Genomic DNA, 16,315 nt, shown 5'->3' with positions numbered 1-16,315 from the left:
CGGGTGGTCCGTCGGGTGTGCCGACCGGGGGTGCGGGTGGTCCGTCGGGTGTGCCGACCGGGGGTGCGGGTGATCCGTCGGGTGTGCCGACCGGGGGTGCGGGTGATCCGTCGGGTGTGCCGACCGGAGGTGCGGGTGATCCGTCGGGTGAGGGGAGCGCGGTCGCGGCTCGAGCCGTGATCGGGTCTGCGGTCCGGGGCCGACGCCCCCTGCGGGGAGCCTGCTTGGGCCAAGTCCTCCGGGCGCGGTCGGCTCGGCCCCGGTCGTACCGGGCACTTCGGTCGCCGGCGGAGTGTCCGGGGCGGGGCGCCGGCGTGGGGCGGCCCGACGACCGACAAGGGGCCGATCGGCCGGGTTTCCGCCCGCTGCCGAGCCGGAGGAGACCCCCGGCTCGGCGCGCCGGTCAGCAGGTCAGTCGGGCGTCCGCCCAGTCCGCGTGGTCCGAGTCGACGCCGTCGCCGCCGTCGGTGACGACGAGGCGAACCACCTGGGCGCCGGTCACATCGGCCGAGACCGGCTGGGCCGGCATGGCGTTGGTGAGCACCCCGGTCGAGGCGACCTTCGTGCCATCCGCCCAGATCTCGAACGCGACGGTGCCCTTGGCGCCCTTCTCGTCGTCGACGCCGACATCCGCGGTGACGGTCCGGCACCGCTTGCCGGTGTAGTACTCGACGGCGCTCGGAGCGTGCGCACCGAGTCCCTTGGCGTATACGACTCCGCCGAGAGTGATCGGATGACCGTCGCCCGCGGCGCTCTCCCCGTTGCTGGTGTTGCGCTCAACAGGGCCGAATCCATTGGCCGTCGACAGCCACGGCAGGTCGCCGAGATAGGAGACGCCCGAAGGGGGAGCCACGACGATCGACACCGTGAGCGGGAGCACGCTCTCGGCGCGTATGCCGGTCGGTGAGCGGTACGTGGCCTTGAGCGTCAGGTCGTACGATCCCGTGGCCGTGCCCTCGGGCGCGGTGACCCGCCACTTCGTACGCAGGGAGTCTCCCGTGCGTACCGTGCCCGCCGTGGTCGGTGAGGCAGTCGCGACCTTCCAGCCCGTCGGGCCGCTCAGCGCCACCGAGACGCGCCGCGCGGGCGTACGGCCGAGGTCGGTCACCACCGACGTCAGGGGGACCGGCTTGCCCGACTCCGCCAACGGGCTGCCTTCCAGGCCGAGTTCGACGGCGGGCGGGTTCTTGGCCCAGTGGCGGTCGGCCGAGACGCGGACGAGGACCGTGCCGTGCGCGGGGACGGTCGCGGAGACGGCGCCGGCGGTGTTGTAGCTCCGGTGCTGCCACAGGTCGCGCAGGGTGTAGCCGTGGGCGGCCGGCAGCCCCACGGCGGCCGCGGTCGTGGCGATGTGCTGGGCGCTGCCGGTCTCGTTGAACAGTGCCACCGTCCGGCTGCCGTCCTTCATCTCCTTGGTGACGACCCAGCGTCCGCCCTCGGAGGAGAGCACGGTGCCCTGCTTGCCCAGCGGGTCCTGGTCGACCGCGATGACTTCCTTGTTGTCGAGGATGTCGAAGGTGGCGGGCGACGCCTTGCGCAGATCCGAGCCGATGAGCAGCGGAGCCGCCATGACCGACCACATCGAGAAGTGCGAGCGGTACTCGGTGTCGGTCATGCCGCCGTTGCCGACCTCCAGCATGTCCGGGTCGTTCCAGTGACCGGGACCCGCGTGCGGGGCGAGAGGCAGGTTCTGCTTGAGGATCGACAGCATCGAGCCCCAGCTGTCGTTGATGTCACCGGTCGTTCGCCACAGATGTCCGACGTCCGCGGCCCACTCCCAAGGCTTGTTTTGGCCCCATTCGCAGAGGCTGTAGACGATGGGCCGCCCCGTCGCCTTCAGCGCGTCCCGCATGGTCGTGTAGCGCAGCTTGGCGTCCACGCCCTGGTTGTTGCAGTTGTCGTACTTGAGATAGTCGACGCCCCAGTCCGCGAACTGCCGGGCGTCGCTGTACTCGTGGCCGAGGGCGCCCGGGAACCCGACGCTGTCGCACGTCTTCGTGCCCGCGCTGGTGTAGATGCCGAGCTTGAGTCCCTTGGCATGGATGTAGTCGGCGACCGCCTTGATCCCGTTCGGGAAGCGCACGGGGTCGGGCACCAGCTTGCCGTCGGCGTTCCGGGACGGCAGGGCCCAGCAGTCGTCCAGATTGACGTACTGGTACCCGGCGTCTTTGAGCCCCTTCTCCACGAAGAGGTCCGCGATCCCCTTGACCATGCTCTCGTTGAACTCGGCCCGGCAGTGCGTGGAGTTCCAGTTGTTGAAACCCATCGGAGGGGTGAGCGCGAGGCCGTCCGCCAGGGCGGGGGACGCGGGGGCTTCGGCGGGGGCGGGGGCGGCCAGGGCCTCCGGGGCGGTCAGACCGGTCGTACACAACAGGGCCGTCGCGAGTGCTCCGACCACTCTTCGGCGGGTTGTGCGGGTGGGAAGGTGACGCATCGTTACGTTCCTCCGAACTCGCGAAAGATAGGATGACTGCATGTCCGCGACAAGGGTGCGCGCTTACGGTAGGACCTGTCCAACTCTGTTGGAAGAGAAGTGGTAACGGTTGTTCGATATCTCGTCAGAACCCTTGACGAGTCTCCGACATGGGAGTGAGATCCAAGCCTCGCGTTCGGTTGTGTTGGGTGGCACCCCGAGGAGGGGGACATGGCGCAGTCATCGTTGAAGGGGATCGTCGTGCCCGAAGGCGTGTCAGGTCATCGGATGTCCCGGCGAAATCTCTTGCGTGGTGCGGCCGTCGGGGCCGGCGCGCTCACGCTCCCCGCCCTGCTGTCCGCCTGCGGCAACGGACCCGGCGGAAACAAGAACGAAGTCACCGTGGGGTCCAACGCCTCGGACCCGGTCCCCAAGAAGGCGTATGCGGCGGCCTTCTCGGCGTACGAGAAGAAGTCCGGCAAGAAGGTCAAGGTCAATACCAAGGACCACAACGACTTCCAGGAGAACATCAACCGCTATCTCCAGGGCACGCCCGACGACGTCTTCATGTGGTTCGCGGGGTATCGCATGCAGTACTTCGCGGAGAAGGGGCTCCTGCACGAGATCAGCGACGTGTGGAGCGGCTTCACCGGCTTCTCCGACGCTCTGAAGGAGCAGTCCACGCATTCCGGCAAGCAGTACTTCGTGCCGTACTACTACTATCCGTGGGCCGTTTTCCACCGCAAGAGCCTCTTCCAGTCCAAGGGTTACCAACAGCCCAAGACCTGGGACGACTTCATCGCGCTGGCCAAGCAGATGTCGAAGGACGGGACGCCCGTCGCCTTCTGCGACAAGGACGGCTGGCCCGCGATGGGCACTTTCGACTACATCAACATGCGCCTGAACGGATACGACTTCCACAAGTCCCTGATGGCCGGCACGGAGGCATGGACCGACGCCAAGGTGAAGAAAGTCTTCGACACCTGGCGCGAGGTCATGCCCTACTACCAGAAGGGCGCCCTCGGCCGGACCTGGGAGGAGGCCGGGCAGAGCCTGCAGCAGCGCAAGACGGGGATGGCGGTCTTCGGAATGCCGCACCCGGGCACCCAGTTCCCCGAGAACGAACGCGACGACATCGACTTCTTCGCCTTCCCCGAGATCGACCCGCAGTACGCGCAGGACGCCGTGGAAGCACCCATCGACGGCTTCCTGGTCGCCAAGAAGTCGAAGAACCTCGACGGCGCCAAGGCCCTCCTGAAATGGCTGGGCACCCCCACCGCCGAGAACACCTACCTCGCCCTCGACCCCAACAACGTGGCCGTCAACGACGGTGCCGACACCACCAAGTACAGCGCCCTGCAGAAGAAGTCGGCCCAGCTCGTCTCGGGCGCCAAGCAGATCTCGCAGTTCATGGACCGCGACACCCGTCCGGACTTCGCCTCGACCGTGATGATCAAGGCGATCCAGGACTTCATCGGCAACCCGAAGGACGTCGACGGTCTCTGCAACAGCATCGAACGACAGAAGAAGACCATCTTCTCGTCGCCCGTCGGCTGATCACTGGGGGAAGACGTTCCGTGGCGCTCAACATCCCACGGCGCGCCGGACGACGGAGGCTGCGGCGGTTCTCCCGCCGCGACGCCGTCGTCCTCGGCGTGCTCCTCGGCATACCCGTCCTGCTCGACATCGTCATCGTCTGGGGCCCGACCCTCGCGTCCATCGGGCTCTCCTTCACCTCCTGGGACGGCGTCGGCGACATCCACTGGGTGGGCGGCGACAACTACAAGAACGTGTTCGAGAACTACCCGGCGTTCTGGCCCGCTGTCCGGCACAACGTCCTGTGGCTGCTCTTCCTCGGCCTGATCGCCACCCCGTTCGGACTGTTCCTCGCGGTGCTCATCGACCGTGGAGTGCGCTTCAGCCGCTTCTACCAGTCCGTCATCTACCTGCCGGTCGTGCTCTCGCTCGCCATCGTCGGCTTCATCGCGCAGCTGATCCTCGGCACCGACCAGGGCGTGGTCAACACGATCCTCAACAACCACGAGAACCCGATCGACTGGCTCGGTGACGCGCACCTCAACATCTGGATGATGATGATCGCGGCGAGCTGGCGGCACACGGGTTACGTCATGATCCTCTACCTCGCCGGACTCAAGTCCGTCGACCCGCAGCTGAAGGAAGCCGCCGCGATCGACGGCGCGAACGCCCGCCAGACCTTCTTCCGCGTCGTCTTCCCGACCCTGCGTCCGGTCAACGTGATCGTCGGTGTCATCACCGTCATCGAGGCGCTGCGCGCGTTCGACATCGTCTACGCGGTCAACAAGGGCCGCAACGGCCTGGAACTGCTCTCCGTCCTGATCACCGACAACATCATCGGGGAAGCCAGCCGCATCGGATTCGGCTCCGCCATCGCGGTCGTCCTGCTCACCGTCTCCCTGGGGTTCATCGTGACGTTCCTGGTCCAAGAGCTGCGAGGTGCGCGCGAACGATGACCGCCGACATCCGCACCGGCGCCCCCGTGCGCCCGGCACCCGCGCCGGAGCCGACGCCCGCTCCCCGCCGCAGGCCGCGCCCCGGCCGCTTCGGCGTCCACATCTTCCTGATGGGCGTCTCGCTCGCCTTCCTCGCGCCGCTCCTGCTCGCCGTCTACGCCTCGCTGCGGCCCTACGAGGAGACGGCGCAGAACGGCTACTTCTCCTTCCCGAAGCACCTGTCCTTCGAGTACTACCGTCGCGCCTACAGCGAATCCGGCATGGGCAAGTACTTCACCAACACCCTGCTCATCGCCGTGCCCGCCGTCCTGGTGACCCTCTTCCTCGCCTCGTTCGTAGCCTTCGCCGTGTCCCGGCTGAAGCTGCGCGGGGGCCTCGTCCTGCTGATGTTCTTCACCGCGGGCAACCTGCTGCCCCAACAGGTCATCGTCACCCCGCTGTACGTCCTGTTCAACAAGATCCCGCTGCCGTGGTGGATGTCCGACTCGCTGACGATGTACGACTCCTACTGGGCCGTCATCATCGTCAACATCGGCTTCCAGATGGGCTTCTGCGTCTTCGTGCTGGCCAATTTCATGCGGACGCTGCCGCAGGAGATCCTCGAGGCCGCCATCGTCGACGGCGCGGGTGTGTGGACCCAGTTCTGGCGCATCACCCTCCCGCTCTGCCGCCCCGCCCTCGCGGCCCTCGGCACCCTTGAGTTCACCTGGGTCTACAACGACTTCCTCTGGGCCCTGATTTTCATCTCCAACCCCGACAAGCTCCCGATCACGTCATCCCTCAACAACCTCCGCGGCCAGTTCTTCACCGACTACAACCTGCTGGCCGCGGGCTCCGTCCTGGTCGCCCTCCCCACGATCCTGGTCTTCCTGCTCCTGCAACGGCACTTCGTCGCGGGCCTGACACTGGGGTCCACCAAGGGCTAGGTCCTGACCTGCGGATTTACGGGGTGTCAGGCAGACACTGGCGCCCCCTTGACGCGACCGGAGATCCAGGGAGATCTTCTTGGGCCCCGTCGGGGACTTCGCGGACTTCGAAGCCGGGGGGCGATGATCTGGTGCAGCGTTTCGCCCTCGGTCCAGTCGTGGAGGGCGTCGGCGAGGGTTGTGATGATCGGCTCGTCAACGTTGTCGAAGAGGATGACGGGCTCGACGGCCAGGTTGTGCTCAGTCCGCCGCATGCCGTCGGTCGGGGTCGCCCAGCCCACAATCGGCATAGCCATGATCGTCTTCTCTTCCGCGGCCCGCGGTCACCGGTACGGTCTTTCCGAGCAGCCGGGTGAGGGTCGACGGTGTTCGCCGCGTCACGCTCGTCACGTCGGTGGAGACCATGCTTCAGGCCCGCCGCCGTGCCACTCGATCACCCTTGAGTTGGCTACATCGACCTCGTCGATCCCTTCCAGCCCGGCGTAGCGGAGGAAGGCGGCCAGGTCGCGCAGTGAGTGTGCGGTGAGCAGTTCTCCATTGACGCGCACCTGTCGGCTGCCGTCGGTCGGGGATGGTGGGTACACAATCACGTGCAGCTCTCCGGACATGGTTTCAGGCTCACCCGGCTGGCCCGGATGCGCATCCGGACCGCGGTCTCAGAGCGCCTCGCACAACGCGTGCCGGACGGCGTGGACGCTCGTAGGCTGCCCTTCTCGGGGCACGTCGCGGAGGTCTGCCATGCCCCGAACGACTGGTCGGGTGCCATCTCGTTTGGCCTGGTCACGGTACCGACGGACGTTGCGAGCGCCACCGCGGATCACTCGGTCCACTTCCACCAAGTCCACCTCGACGACATGGCCCGCGACCGCGTCCGGAAGTACTGCGAGCTCGAGGAGCGCGAAGTCACCTGGGGAGAGATCGGGAAGGGCTACGAGTGACCAAGGGCAGACCATGGCCCACCACCCAGACCCGCACACCATGATCGCTCAGGAAGCCGAGGGTGCGGGTATCCCCGTCAAGGCGGGTCACTGGGTCGGGTCCGAGTCCAGCCGTGCGGCACAGCCGCAGTTGCCGGTATAGATCATCCCGAAAGCGCTTTCCTCTGCATCGTTGCCGTGGCATCGCGGGACGAGCCACGTAGTGGCCGGGCCGAGCGGATCGTCTGTGTGCTGGTGGCTCGGCGGCGTAGCCGGCCCGCGTTGTCAGTGGCCGCCCCTAGCATTGTCGTCAACATCCCAACGATCCAGTCGGGGTTGTTGCTGATGCCCCGCCCGGAACAGCGCCCGGTGCGGGGCTCGCTGCTGTCAGAACGCCCGGACACTCAGCTGATCCGCGCGTCACTCGCAGCCGACGCCGTCCCCGTCGCGGTCGAGGTGGCGGCCGTAGCCGGGGTCTCCGACGTGGACGGGCGCGGCGCCCGCCGCTCGGGCCGCGGCGCAGTTCTCGTAGTACACGGAGCCCCCGCCGCTGTCGCCGCTGCCGCTACCGCCCGCGACGGCGGGCTGCGCGGTGACCGTCGCGCGCACGGTCTTCGTGCTTCGCACGGTCACGGTGGCGGCGGGCGTCGCCGTGACCGTTTCCGTGGCGGTCCGCGTCGCGGTCGCCGTGGCGGTGACGGTGGTGGTCGGACCAGGCTTCGCCGCGGCGGACTCGGTGGTGTCCCCGCCGCTGTTGCCGATGCCGACGCCGATGAAGAGGGCCACGGCCAGCGCGGGCAGTACGTAGCGCTTGCGGGCCCAGCCCGGGGCGGTGCGGGCCGATCCGGCGGGTGGTGCCGTGTACGGGTTGGTCATGTCGTCCCCCCTGAGGTGTTTCGAGTGGGATGACGGTAGTGCCGCTGATGTGTCCGAAGGGGAGGAGTGGGAGTTGTGTGACCCACCCGTGACTCCTCGTCGCGTTCGGAGTTGAACCGGGCATGAAGAAGCGCAGCATGCTGGCCATCGCCTCCCTCGCCACCGGGTTCGTCGTCGCGGCGATCACCCCGTCCCACGCCGTCGACGGCGAGTCCCTGAGCGACCTGCCCGTCAAGGACACGCTCAGCAGCCTCGACCACACGCTCAGCAGCGAGAGCCTGGCCGTGGACGACACCGCGCTCGGCCACAACGGCTGAGGCGCGGGGACGGACACGCGGCGCCGGTGCTCCCCGGGACGGGGCACCGGCGCCGCGCCGTCGGCTCCCTCATCTGCGGCTGGTTTCCGTGGCAGGGTGAAGCGGGCAAGCCTCAGGGGGCCAACAGAAGAGGGGGAACCGTGATCGTCTGGATCAACGGTGCGTTCGGTGCGGGGAAGACCACCACCGCACGGGAACTGATCGACCTGATCCCGAACAGCACGCTCTTCGACCCCGAGGTGATCGGCGGCGAGCTCGCGCACCTGCTGCCCGCCAAACGCCTCGCCGAGGTCGGCGACTTCCAGGACCTGCCGATCTGGCGGCGCCTGGTGGTCGACACCGCGGCCGCCCTGCTCGCGGAGCTCGGCGGCGTTCTCGTGGTTCCCATGACCCTGCTGCGCCAGGAGTACCGTGACGAGATCTTCGGCGGCCTCGCCTCGCGCAGGATCGAAGTACGCCACGTGCTCCTCGCCCCGGCGGAAACGATCCTGCGGGCGCGCATAGCCGACCGGGAGATACCCGAGGACCTCCCCGACGGCGAGATACGGGTGCGCCAGTGGTCCTACGACCACATCGAGCCCTATCGCGCGGCGCTCGCCTCCTGGCTCACCGCCGACGCCCACCCCGTCGACACCAGCGCCCTCACCCCGCACGACACCGCACTGCGCGTCGCCGAAGCCGTACGCACCGGTGACGCGTCCGCGTGCGACATCGTGCAGACCCCCGAACCCACCTCCGAGACCCTCGCCGCCGGAGTTCTCCTCTTCGACGAGGAGGACCGGGTGCTGCTCGTCGACCCCACCTACAAGGCGGGCTGGGAGTTTCCCGGCGGTGTCGTCGAACCGGGGGAGGCTCCCGCGCGCGCGGGCATGCGCGAGGTCGCCGAGGAGACCGGCATACGGCTCGAGGACGTACCCGGTCTGCTGGTGGTGGACTGGGAGCCGCCCGCACCTCCCGGCTACGGCGGTCTGCGCCTCCTCTTCGACGGCGGCCGCCTCGACTCCGACGAGGCGCACCGGCTGCTGCTCCCCGGCCCCGAACTGCGCGCCTGGCGCTTCGTCACCGAGCGGGAGGCGGCGGACCTGCTGCCACCGGTGCGCTACGAGCGGCTGCGCTGGGCCCTGCGGGCGCGGGAGCGCGGCGCCGCACTCTATCTGGAGGCCGGTATACCACTCGGCTGACGTCGATGCCGGGCCACCCCTCGGCCGACGTCGATGGTGTACAGCCAGGGGGTGATCCGGCGCCGATGGTCAACGGCGCCCGGAGCGGCAGTTGTTGAGCGTACCCGGCGGAAATGCCGACCGCTCGGCCACCGTAGGCCTCGCGACTTCGCCCTGCGTGTCGACGTCCACCGCACCATGGCGTGGCCGCTGCTGTCGGCGGACGTCGTCATCGCGTTCCACCTGCTTCTCCGACCTGCAGTACGCCGTTTCCGACCCGAGGATCCGGTATGACTGGCCGTGCGCGCACGTGAACGCGTACGTCTCGGCGCGTAACGCGCGGTCGCCTCGGGGCCGTTCACCGGGCCGAGCTACCGCCCCGGCGCGCGTAGAGGGCCCATGCCGTGTGGCGAGGACCCTCTCCGCTCGTGCGCTCGTGCTCCCGGCCGGGTGGTCAGCTCGCCGCGTACTTCTGGAGGAACAGGGCCTCCGTGACCGAGAGACGCTCCAGCTCGTCGGGGGAGACGCTCTCGTTCGCGGCGTGGATCTGCGCCTTCGGCTCGCTCAGGCCGATGAGGAGGATCTCCGCGTCCGGGTAGAGCGAGGCGAGGGTGTTGCACAGCGGGATGGAGCCGCCCTGGCCCGCGGACTGCATCTCCTCGCCCGGGTAGGCGACCGCCATCGCCTCGGCCATCGCCGTGTACGCCGGGCTGGAGGTGTCGGCGCGGAAGGGCTGGCCCTGGCCGATCTGCTCGCTGCTCACCCGCGCGCCCCACGGCGTGTGCGCCTCCAGATGGGCCTGCAGGAGCTTGGTCGCCTCGACCGCGTCCACGCCCGGCGGCACCCGCAGGCTCACCAGCGCACGCGCGCCCGCCTGCACGGACGGGGTGGCGCCGACGACCGGCGGGCAGTCGATGCCGAGCACGGTGACGGCCGGACGCGCCCAGATGCGGTCGGCGACCGTGCCCGAGCCGGTCAGCTCGACCCCGTCCAGCACCTTGGCGTCCTTGCGGAACGCCTCCTCCTCGTACTGCAGCCCCTCCCAGCGCGCATCCCCGGTCAGCCCGTCGATCGTCGTCGAACCGTCCTCGGCGCGCAGCGAGTCCAGTACGCGGATCAGCGCGCCCAGCGCGTCGGGCGCCGCCCCGCCGAACTGGCCCGAGTGCAGGTTGCCTTCCAGCGTGTCGATCTGCACGCGTACGAGCGTCATCCCGCGCAGGGTCGAGGTGACCGTCGGCAGACCCAGCCGGAAGTTGCCGACGTCGCCGATGACGATGGTGTCGGCGGTCAGCAACTCCGGGTGCTCCTCGGCGTACCGCTCCAGACCGCCCGTACCCTGCTCCTCCGAACCCTCGACGATCACCTTGACGCCCACCGGAACGCCACCGTTCGCCTTCAGCGCGCGCAGCGCGAGCAGGTGCATGATGAACCCGCCCTTGCAGTCGGCGGCGCCGCGCCCGTACCAGCGGCCGTCGCGCTCCGTCAGCTCGAACGGCGGGGTCGTCCAGGCCGCCTCGTCCAGCGGCGGCTGCACGTCGTAGTGCGCGTACAGCAACACGGTCTTGGCGCCCTCAGGCCCGGGCAGGAAGCCGTAGACCGACTGCGTGCCGTCCGGGGTGTCCAGCAGCGCCACGTCCTGGAAGCCCTCGGCGCGCAGCGCGTCGGCGACCCAGTTCGCGGCGCCCTCGCTCTCACTCCTGGGGAACTGGTCGAAGTCCGCCACCGACTTGAAGGCCACCAGCTCGGTGAGCTCCGCCTGCGCCCTGGGCATGAGCGAGGCGACGGTCTCGGCGACCGGATTCGACGACATGGGCACGCTCCTTGTAGGTGCGACGTTGTACTTCTGTGTACAAGTGATCGGGTGGTGCGTACGCGCGTCCTGGTGTGCAGGCCGCATACGCCCCCGATCCTCCCACAGTGGCCTGCGGCGATGCCCGCCGTAGGATGCTCGGGACACGTGCGGCAGACGGCTGGACTGGGAGCAGTAGACCATCGTGAGCAGCGAGAACTCTTCGGCGGACGACGAACAGCGGGTGTGGGACGTCGTCGTGGTGGGCGCGGGGCCGGCGGGTGCCTCGGCCGCCTATGCGGCAGCGGTCGCAGGACGCAGCGTCCTGCTGCTGGAGAAGGCGGAGCTGCCCCGCTACAAGACGTGTGGCGGCGGCATCATCGGCCCCTCGCGCGACGCCCTGCCACCCGGCTTCGAGCTACCGCTCCAGGACCGGGTGCACGCGGTCACGTTCTCGCTCGACGGCAAGTTCACCCGCACCCGGCGCTCCAAGCAGATGCTGTTCGGGCTCATCAACCGGCCCGAGTTCGACCAGCAGCTCGTCGAGCACGCCCAGAAGGCGGGCGCCGAGCTGCGTACGGGCGTCACGGTCTCGCGGGTCGAACAGCACGGGTCCGCCGTGCCCGACCGGCGCACCGTCGCCGTCGTCCTCCAGGGCGGCGAGACCGTGCTGGCGCGGGCGGTGGTCGGCGCCGACGGCAGCGCCAGCCGCATAGGGGCGCACGTCGGGGTCAAGCTCGACCAGGTCGACCTCGGCCTGGAGGCGGAGATCCCGGTGCCGGAGACCGTCGCCGAGGACTGGCAGGGACGGGTCCTGATCGACTGGGGTCCCATGCCGGGCAGTTACGGCTGGGTGTTCCCCAAGGGGGACACGCTCACCGTCGGCGTGATCTCCGCGCGCGGCGAAGGCGCCGCCACCAAGCGGTACTTGGAGGACTTCATCGCCCGGCTCGGACTCGCCGGCTTCGAGCCGAGCATCTCCTCCGGGCACCTGACGCGCTGCCGCGCGGACGACTCCCCCCTGTCGCGCGGGCGTGTGCTGGTCTGCGGCGACGCGGCGGGGCTGCTCGAACCCTGGACCCGCGAGGGCATCTCCTTCGCGCTGCGCTCCGGGCGGCTCGCGGGGGAGTGGGCGGTACGGGTCGCCGAGGCGCACGACGCGGTGGACACCCGGCGCCAAGCGCTCAACTACGCCTTCGCCATCAAGGCGGGGCTCGGCGTGGAGATGGCCGTCGGCAAGAGCATGCTCGCGGCCTTCGAGCGCCGGCCGGGCATGCTCCACGCGGCGATCACCAGCTTGCGGCCCGCATGGAAGGCGTTCGCCGGGATCACCCGCGGTTCGACCACGCTGGGCGAGATGGTGCGCTCCCACCCGATGGCCGGGCGTGCCCTGTCCGCGCTCGACCGGCGATCGGCCGCCGCCGCACCGACGGCCGCCGAGGGCACTCCGACCACGGAGTGACCGTCGGCCGCGGAGTCGTGGCCGTGCCGGTGCAGGTGTAGGTGTAGGTGTCCGTGGACTGGTCGGTGGTCGGTGGTCGCGGGGCCGTGTCCGTGACCGTGGAGTGGCCGGTGGCTGGCGGCGTGCCCGTCGGCTCCTGGCCGGTCAGCTCGTGACCGTGATCCGGAAGACCGGGTGGTCGGGGGCGATGCGCCGCAGCTCCTCGGGGGACGAGTCGGGGCCGACGCCACCGAAGAAAACACCGACCTCGGCCTTCCAGCGCTTGAGGTAGGCACGCAGCAGCGGAACCTTGTCGTCGTCGCCGACCTCGGTCGCGGTGAACGTGTCCACCTTCTTGCCGAGGCGCAGCTCGCCGCCGCCCGCGGCCCGCATGTTGTGCGTCCACTGGACGTGGCCACGCGGGGCGACCAAGTACTGCTGCCCGTCCACGGTGAGCAGATTGACCGGGGTGGTGCGCCACTCGCCGCTCTTGCGGCCGCGGACGGCCAGGACCCGGGAGCCCCAGATGCTGAGACCGCGGCGAGTGATGAACGCCACACAGCGGTTGAAGACGTTGACGGTGAACCAGCCGGGCTTCTGGACGTGCGTGGACATGATGACCCCCATCGGTCGCGAGAGCGCCGCTCTCTGGGTGGGAGCGACGCTCTCTTTTGTGAGCACTGCTCTCGCTTGAGAGCAGTCTGCATGAGATCGGTGATCCAAAGCAAGAGCGGTGCTCTCGTTCGTGTGCACCGCTCTCGTCTGTGTGCACCGCTCTCGTTTGTGTGCACTGCTCTGAAAACGTGGCACACTTTCCCGCATGAGTACCGCACGCGGAGCACGCGCCCGAGCCAGGATCGAGGTCACCGCGGCCATCAAGGACGAGGCGCGCAGACAGCTTGCCGCGGAGGGTGCGGCCAAGCTGTCGCTCCGAGCCGTCGCCCGCGAACTCGGCATGGTCTCCTCCGCGCTCTACCGCTACTTCCCCAGCCGTGACGACCTGCTGACCGCGCTCATCATCGACGCCTACGACTCCCTCGGCGAGAGCGCGGAGGCGGCGCACGCGAAAGTCTCGGGCGCAGGGCCACGCGAGCGCTGGATCGCGGTGTGCGTGGCGGCGCGCCGCTGGGCCCTGGCGCAGCCGCACGAGTACGCGCTCATCTACGGTTCGCCCGTGCCCGGTTACGCCGCGCCGGACACGACCATCCCGGCGGCCTCCCGCGTGGGGCTGCTGCTGGTCGGCATCGTGCGTGACGCCTATCGGGGCAAGGGGGTGGCCCGCACCCCGCTGTCGCCCGAGCTGAAGGCCGAGGCGCAGCGGATGGCCGCCGACCTCGCCCCCGACCTGCCGCCCGAGGCGGTGGCGGGGCTCGTCGCCGCCTGGGCCCAGCTCTTCGGGCTGATCGGGTTCGAACTCTTCGGCCAGTTCAACCGGCTCGTGGAGGACCGTGAGCCGTTCTTCCGGCACGCGGTGGACCAACTCGCCCACGGCGTGGGCCTGGTGTACCCCGAGCCGACCGGGACGCCGGGCAAGAGGAACGGCGCGGCCGGTCCCTGACGGCGATCGGGTGTACTCCATGGGGAGACCGGGTGGTACTCCGTGGGGAGTACGCGTGATCACCTCGTCCGGCTGACGCCCCCGGCGGCCCGTGCCGTCTAGCGTGACCGTCATGGAAGAGCAGCGAATCCCCAGGTCCCCGGTGTGGGGCGGGGCACCGCCATGGTGGCGGCACGGGCCACCGGGGTGGCACCGATGGAGCGGCGCGGACCGTGGCTGGCACGGCGGGCATGGCGGCCACGGCGGGCGCGGTGACCGGTGGCCATGGCGTTCCACTCTGCTGCTGACCGTCTTCGTGCTGGGCGGCTCCCAGTTCGCGGCGCACGTTCAGGACGGCGAACGCACCCCCCTGGACCTCTTCGCGAGGGCGCTGCTGATCCTCGGCACGGGCCTGCTGCTGTGGCGGCAGCGGTACCCGGTGTTCGTCGCCTTCGGCACGGCCGCGGCGGCGCTGGTCTATCTGGGCGCCGGATATCCGTACGGGCCCGTCTTCGTCACGGTGGCCGTCGGCTGCTTCGGCGCGGTCGTCGCGGGGCACCGCTGGGCCGCCTGGACGGCCGTCGGCATGCTGTGGATCGGCCATCTGCTGGTGGGGCACTGGCTCTACCGCCGGCTGCCGCCCGCGGGGGACCGGGCCGGCTCCTGGAACCAGGAACTCGGCTTCATCACCTGGGGCGTGGTGATCCTGGTGGCGTCGGAGCTGGTCCGGATACGCCGTGAGCAGTGGGCCCGCGACCGTGCCGAACGCGCGCGGGCCGCCGCCCGGCGCGCCGACGAGGAGCGGTTGCGGATCGCCCGTGAACTGCACGACGTCCTCGCCCACAGCATCTCCGTGATCAACGTCCAGGCGGGCGTCGGCCTCGCGCTTCTCGACTCCGACCCGGAACAGGCGCGTACGGCGCTCACGACTATCAAGGAGGCCAGCAAGGAGGCGCTCGGCGAGGTCCGCCAGGTGCTCGACACGCTCCGTACGCCGGGGGAGGCGCCGCGTGCGCCGGCGCCGGGGCTCGACCGGCTCCCCGAGCTCGTCGAACAGGCGGCGAGCGCGGGCCTGACGGTCGAGATCGAGAAGCCCGGCGGCGTTCCGAAGCTTCCGCCGGGTACCGACCTCGCCGCGTTCCGTATCGTCCAGGAGGCACTCACCAATGTCGTACGGCACTCGGGGTCGCGGCACGCGCGCGTGCGGCTCGAATCCGCGCAGGGCACGCTGCGGCTGCGGATCGACGACGACGGGCCCGCGACCGGCACCGACGCGGGCGGCAGCGGCAACGGGCTGGCCGGAATGCGGGAGCGGGCCGTCGCCCTCGGTGGCACGATCGAGGCGGGCCCGCGCGACGACGGAGGCTTCCGGGTGCTGGCCGTGCTCCCGCTGAGGGTCAAGGAGGACCGGTGAACGGTGAAGGCGAGCCGGTGGATGGCGCAGGAGAGCCGGGGACGGCGAAGGGGGACCGGTGGTCGGCGAAGGAGGACCGGTGATCCGCGTCCTGCTCGCCGACGACCAGTCACTGGTCAGGGCGGGCTTCAAGGCACTGCTCGACGCACAGCCGGACCTGGAGGTGGCCGGTGAGGCGGCCGACGGCGAGGCGGCGGTGCGCAAGGTGCGCGCACTGCGCCCCGACGTCGTCCTGATGGACATCCGCATGCCGCTGCTCGACGGCCTCGCCGCGACCCGCCGTCTCACCGAAGACCCGGACCTGAAGGACGTGAAGGTGGTCATGCTCACCACCTTCGAGCTCGACGAGTACGTCTTCGAGGCGATCCGCTCCGGTGCCTCCGGCTTCCTCGTGAAGGACACCGAGCCGGAGGAACTCCTGCGCGCGGTAAGGGCGGTGGTCGGCGGCGACGCGCTGCTGTCACCGGGCGTGACGCGCCGTCTGATCGCGGAGTTCGCGGCCCGCTCCAAGGAGCCCGCGGCCGCGGAGTCGCTCGTCCGGCTCACCGAGCGGGAGCGGGAGGTGATGGCCCTGGTCGGCATCGGACTGTCCAACGACGAGATCGCGCGGCGTCTGGTCGTCAGCCCGCTCACGGCCAAGACCCATGTCAGCCGGACCATGGTGAAGCTCGGCGCCCGTGACCGGGCTCAACTGGTGGTGCTGGCCTATGAGTCGGGGTTGGTACGGCCGGGGTGGCTCGGGTGAGTGCCGGCCGCGCGGCCGAAGCGGACGAGCACCGTGACCACGCGTACCGCGAAGAGCGCGGTGGCCAGCAGTACCCCCGCGGTGATCAGGACCTTCTCGACGGGGAGCGGGAGATGGAAGAGCAGCGCGGGGCCGGATACGGCGCCGAGCGCCAGGCCCGCCGCGAAGGTCGCGCTGAGGAGCGCGTACCCGATCTCGACCGTCATCGCGTCCCGCTGCTCCTGCGTGCGTCTCCCCATGGTGCGAGTCTGTCACGGCGGCGCGCCCGGCGGGCAAGGGGCTGCCTGC

Annotated in this window: 15 protein-coding genes and 1 pseudogene; 10 read left to right on the top strand and 6 right to left on the bottom strand. The window is 69.8% G+C overall.

The genetic code is table 11. From position 1 onward, the window contains the following. Positions 1 to 403: 403 nt before the first annotated feature. Complete coding sequence (locus ACFVWD_RS53540) at positions 404 to 2,434, bottom strand: NPCBM/NEW2 domain-containing protein (protein ID WP_389606058.1); 2,031 nt, start codon at positions 2,432 to 2,434, stop codon at positions 404 to 406. A gap of 267 nt (positions 2,435 to 2,701) precedes the next feature. On the opposite strand from ACFVWD_RS53540, the gene ACFVWD_RS53535 reads away from it, so the two are divergent. Genes ACFVWD_RS53535 through ACFVWD_RS53525 form a run of 3 tightly spaced genes read left to right on the top strand, consistent with a single transcriptional unit; the run spans position 2,702 to position 5,831 of the window. Next, a complete protein-coding gene (locus ACFVWD_RS53535; protein WP_389606059.1) occupies positions 2,702 to 3,970 on the top strand; it encodes an ABC transporter substrate-binding protein in 1,269 nt (422 codons plus the stop codon). 20 nt (positions 3,971 to 3,990) lie between these two features. Further along, positions 3,991 to 4,905 carry a carbohydrate ABC transporter permease gene (locus ACFVWD_RS53530; protein WP_101407551.1) on the top strand — a complete coding sequence of 305 codons (915 nt, stop codon included), beginning with the start codon at positions 3,991 to 3,993 and terminating at the stop codon, positions 4,903 to 4,905. Next, on the top strand, positions 4,902 to 5,831 hold the full coding sequence (locus tag ACFVWD_RS53525; RefSeq protein WP_101407550.1) for a carbohydrate ABC transporter permease: 930 nt from the start codon (positions 4,902 to 4,904) through the stop codon (positions 5,829 to 5,831). The genes ACFVWD_RS53530 and ACFVWD_RS53525 overlap by 4 nt, the downstream gene beginning before the upstream one ends. A gap of 386 nt (positions 5,832 to 6,217) precedes the next feature. On the opposite strand, the gene ACFVWD_RS53520 is transcribed toward ACFVWD_RS53525, so the two are convergent. After that, on the bottom strand, positions 6,218 to 6,439 hold the full coding sequence (locus ACFVWD_RS53520) for a hypothetical protein (RefSeq protein ID WP_095856185.1): 222 nt from the start codon (positions 6,437 to 6,439) through the stop codon (positions 6,218 to 6,220). 130 nt (positions 6,440 to 6,569) lie between these two features. On the opposite strand from ACFVWD_RS53520, the pseudogene ACFVWD_RS53515 reads away from it, so the two are divergent. Continuing rightward, positions 6,570 to 6,766, top strand: a pseudogene (locus ACFVWD_RS53515) (Ku protein); the annotation flags it as partial. Between the two features lie 402 nt (positions 6,767 to 7,168). Here the strand turns inward: ACFVWD_RS53515 and ACFVWD_RS53510 are convergent. Next, positions 7,169 to 7,624 carry an excalibur calcium-binding domain-containing protein gene (locus tag ACFVWD_RS53510; RefSeq protein ID WP_389606056.1) on the bottom strand — a complete coding sequence of 152 codons (456 nt, stop codon included), beginning with the start codon at positions 7,622 to 7,624 and terminating at the stop codon, positions 7,169 to 7,171. A 122-nt stretch (positions 7,625 to 7,746) separates the two neighbouring features. Here ACFVWD_RS53510 and ACFVWD_RS53505 point away from each other — a divergent pair, with 122 nt between their 5' ends. Both ACFVWD_RS53505 and ACFVWD_RS53500 read left to right on the top strand, forming a co-directional pair. Continuing rightward, entirely contained in the window at positions 7,747 to 7,941 is a 195-nt protein-coding gene (locus tag ACFVWD_RS53505) for a hypothetical protein (RefSeq protein ID WP_389606054.1), read from the top strand. A gap of 140 nt (positions 7,942 to 8,081) precedes the next feature. After that, a complete protein-coding gene (locus ACFVWD_RS53500; RefSeq protein ID WP_389606052.1) occupies positions 8,082 to 9,122 on the top strand; it encodes an NUDIX domain-containing protein in 1,041 nt (346 codons plus the stop codon). A gap of 433 nt (positions 9,123 to 9,555) precedes the next feature. Here ACFVWD_RS53500 and ACFVWD_RS53495 read toward each other — a convergent pair whose 3' ends face one another. Further along, on the bottom strand, positions 9,556 to 10,911 hold the full coding sequence (locus ACFVWD_RS53495) for a dipeptidase (protein ID WP_389606050.1): 1,356 nt from the start codon (positions 10,909 to 10,911) through the stop codon (positions 9,556 to 9,558). Between the two features lie 184 nt (positions 10,912 to 11,095). Between ACFVWD_RS53495 and ACFVWD_RS53490 the strand changes: the two genes are divergently transcribed. Next, positions 11,096 to 12,352: a geranylgeranyl reductase family protein gene (locus ACFVWD_RS53490; RefSeq protein ID WP_389606049.1), complete on the top strand. Its 1,257-nt coding sequence runs from the start codon at positions 11,096 to 11,098 to the stop codon at positions 12,350 to 12,352. Between the two features lie 144 nt (positions 12,353 to 12,496). Here the strand turns inward: ACFVWD_RS53490 and ACFVWD_RS53485 are convergent, their stop codons facing one another. Then, positions 12,497 to 12,946 (bottom strand): nitroreductase family deazaflavin-dependent oxidoreductase, encoded by a 450-nt coding sequence (locus ACFVWD_RS53485; RefSeq protein ID WP_101408441.1) that lies wholly within the window; start codon positions 12,944 to 12,946, stop codon positions 12,497 to 12,499. Between the two features lie 205 nt (positions 12,947 to 13,151). Between ACFVWD_RS53485 and ACFVWD_RS53480 the strand changes: the two genes are divergently transcribed. From ACFVWD_RS53480 to ACFVWD_RS53470, 3 genes are all read left to right on the top strand, one after another. Then, positions 13,152 to 13,889 (top strand): TetR/AcrR family transcriptional regulator, encoded by a 738-nt coding sequence (locus ACFVWD_RS53480; RefSeq protein ID WP_389606048.1) that lies wholly within the window; start codon positions 13,152 to 13,154, stop codon positions 13,887 to 13,889. A 112-nt stretch (positions 13,890 to 14,001) separates the two neighbouring features. Next, on the top strand, positions 14,002 to 15,282 hold the full coding sequence (locus tag ACFVWD_RS53475; RefSeq protein ID WP_389606046.1) for a sensor histidine kinase: 1,281 nt from the start codon (positions 14,002 to 14,004) through the stop codon (positions 15,280 to 15,282). Between the two features lie 79 nt (positions 15,283 to 15,361). Further along, positions 15,362 to 16,027 carry a response regulator gene (locus ACFVWD_RS53470; protein ID WP_389606045.1) on the top strand — a complete coding sequence of 222 codons (666 nt, stop codon included), beginning with the start codon at positions 15,362 to 15,364 and terminating at the stop codon, positions 16,025 to 16,027. On the opposite strand, the gene ACFVWD_RS53465 is transcribed toward ACFVWD_RS53470, so the two are convergent. Beyond that, positions 15,988 to 16,266, bottom strand: a complete 279-nt coding sequence (locus ACFVWD_RS53465; RefSeq protein WP_101407540.1) for a DUF6332 family protein — start codon at positions 16,264 to 16,266, stop codon at positions 15,988 to 15,990. The genes ACFVWD_RS53470 and ACFVWD_RS53465 overlap by 40 nt on opposite strands. Positions 16,267 to 16,315 lie beyond the last annotated feature (49 nt).

It is taken from the genome of Streptomyces sp. NPDC058086 (genome assembly GCF_042885015.1).
Taxonomy (GTDB): domain Bacteria; phylum Actinomycetota; class Actinomycetes; order Streptomycetales; family Streptomycetaceae; genus Streptomyces.
This window is presented reverse-complemented; position numbering and strand designations above follow the sequence as displayed.

Bases quoted from the DNA above. Each gene is read 5' to 3' on its own strand.
- ACFVWD_RS53540 (WP_389606058.1), bottom strand. From the start codon at position 2,434: ATGCGTCACCTTCCCACCCGCACAACCCGCCGAAGAGTGGTCGGAGCA.
- ACFVWD_RS53535 (WP_389606059.1), top strand. From the start codon at position 2,702: ATGTCCCGGCGAAATCTCTTGCGTGGTGCGGCCGTCGGGGCCGGCGCG.
- ACFVWD_RS53525 (WP_101407550.1), top strand. From the start codon at position 4,902: ATGACCGCCGACATCCGCACCGGCGCCCCCGTGCGCCCGGCACCCGCG.
- ACFVWD_RS53520 (WP_095856185.1), bottom strand. From the start codon at position 6,439: ATGTCCGGAGAGCTGCACGTGATTGTGTACCCACCATCCCCGACCGAC.
- ACFVWD_RS53510 (WP_389606056.1), bottom strand. From the start codon at position 7,624: ATGACCAACCCGTACACGGCACCACCCGCCGGATCGGCCCGCACCGCC.
- ACFVWD_RS53505 (WP_389606054.1), top strand. From the start codon at position 7,747: ATGAAGAAGCGCAGCATGCTGGCCATCGCCTCCCTCGCCACCGGGTTC.
- ACFVWD_RS53495 (WP_389606050.1), bottom strand. From the start codon at position 10,911: ATGTCGTCGAATCCGGTCGCCGAGACCGTCGCCTCGCTCATGCCCAGG.
- ACFVWD_RS53485 (WP_101408441.1), bottom strand. From the start codon at position 12,946: ATGTCCACGCACGTCCAGAAGCCCGGCTGGTTCACCGTCAACGTCTTC.
- ACFVWD_RS53480 (WP_389606048.1), top strand. From the start codon at position 13,152: ATGAGTACCGCACGCGGAGCACGCGCCCGAGCCAGGATCGAGGTCACC.
- ACFVWD_RS53475 (WP_389606046.1), top strand. From the start codon at position 14,002: ATGGAAGAGCAGCGAATCCCCAGGTCCCCGGTGTGGGGCGGGGCACCG.
- ACFVWD_RS53465 (WP_101407540.1), bottom strand. From the start codon at position 16,266: ATGGGGAGACGCACGCAGGAGCAGCGGGACGCGATGACGGTCGAGATC.